The organism is Rhodoferax sp. GW821-FHT10B06, from assembly GCF_059415605.1.
The window spans coordinates 1-1,229 of the sequence record NZ_JBWKNO010000039.1 but is presented as its reverse complement, the minus strand read 5'-3'; the positions used below and the strand labels follow the sequence as shown (position 1 = coordinate 1,229).

General features: G+C 57.2%; 2 protein-coding genes. Both read left to right on the top strand.

Annotation, left to right across the window (positions count from 1 at the left end; all coding sequences use genetic code 11):
- The coding region (locus AC07O2_RS25940; protein WP_495234993.1) for a hypothetical protein at positions 1 to 184 on the top strand (184 nt) is incomplete at its 5' end.
- 66 nt (positions 185 to 250) lie between these two features.
- Positions 251 to 1,213 (top strand): IS110 family RNA-guided transposase, encoded by a 963-nt coding sequence (locus tag AC07O2_RS25935; RefSeq protein WP_495234992.1) that lies wholly within the window; start codon positions 251 to 253, stop codon positions 1,211 to 1,213.
- Positions 1,214 to 1,229: the final 16 nt, after the last annotated feature.

Here is a 1,229-nt window from a genome sequence, read left to right as displayed (position 1 = left end):
CGCTTGTATGTTTAAGACGTCGGGTTCAAAAACTTGTATGTTGATGGTGTCGGGGTGGAGAGACCCGCTGCGGGATCGGCTGCTTGCGCGGACCGACTGTTTTGAGAATTCTCCCGTCCCACCTGCCAACGTCGATCAGGAACTGAGCGGTGGCCCGTTTCAAGCCAGCCAACCGCCGATCTGAAGGCAAGCCAACGTGGCAGGTGAGCTGCACCCCGACAAGGCAAATTGTCCAATCGGAGGAGCCATCATGCAAGAGCCAACTTGTTCAAAGTTATGTATTGGCGTCGATGTTGCGAAGGCCGAACTGGTCATCTCGCTAGGGACCGGACATCGACCGCACAGCATCGTCAATGACGAAGCCAGCATCACGGCCTGGTTGCGCGAACTGCCCACCGGAACGCTGATTGCCATGGAGTCGACGGGTCGTTATCACGCTCTGCTGGCCCACTTGGCCAGCCAAGCAGGCCTTACGGTCTACGTGCTCAACGCCCGGGATGTCTACTTCTACGCCCGCGCCCTGGGCACGCGGGGTAAGACCGATGGCGTAGACGCCGGCGTCATCGCCCGCTACCTCGCCGAACACCATACCCGACTACACCCTTGGCAAGCCGCCAGTGGCATGCAGCAACAACTGCAAGAGCTGCTCACGCGCCGAGCGCAAGTGGTCGCACAGCGTTCGAGTTTGCGCCAAATCTTCACTGGTGTGGACGCACCAGGGTTAGCTCTAGAGATGCTTTACAACGGCTTTGATGCCTTACTGAAATCGATGGATGACAAGGTTCAGTACTTGATCGCTGGTGACACCGAAATGGCGCAGGGTTGTCAAAGACTTTGCAGCATCACCGGCATTGGGCCGCAGACTTCGGCTTTATTGGCCACATTGCTGAGCCGCTTTGACTTTGCCAATGCCGATGCGTTAGTAGCGTACTGTGGGCTAGACCCGCGGCCCAATGACTCGGGTACCAAGCGCGGGCGGCGTCGACTGAGCAAGAAAGGGCCGCCATTGCTGCGCCGGCAGATGTACCTGGCGGGCTTCGCTGCCAGCCACAGTAAAGCGCTCAAGCCGCTGTACCTGTCGATACGGGCCAAGGGCTTTGCCAGCACAGAAGCATTTCTCATTTTGGGGCGCAAATTGTTGCGCGTAGCGTTTGCAGTTTGGAATGGAACCGAGACATTTGATCCGGCCCGTTTAAGTCCAAAAACAACTTGAAAAAAACATAGAACCT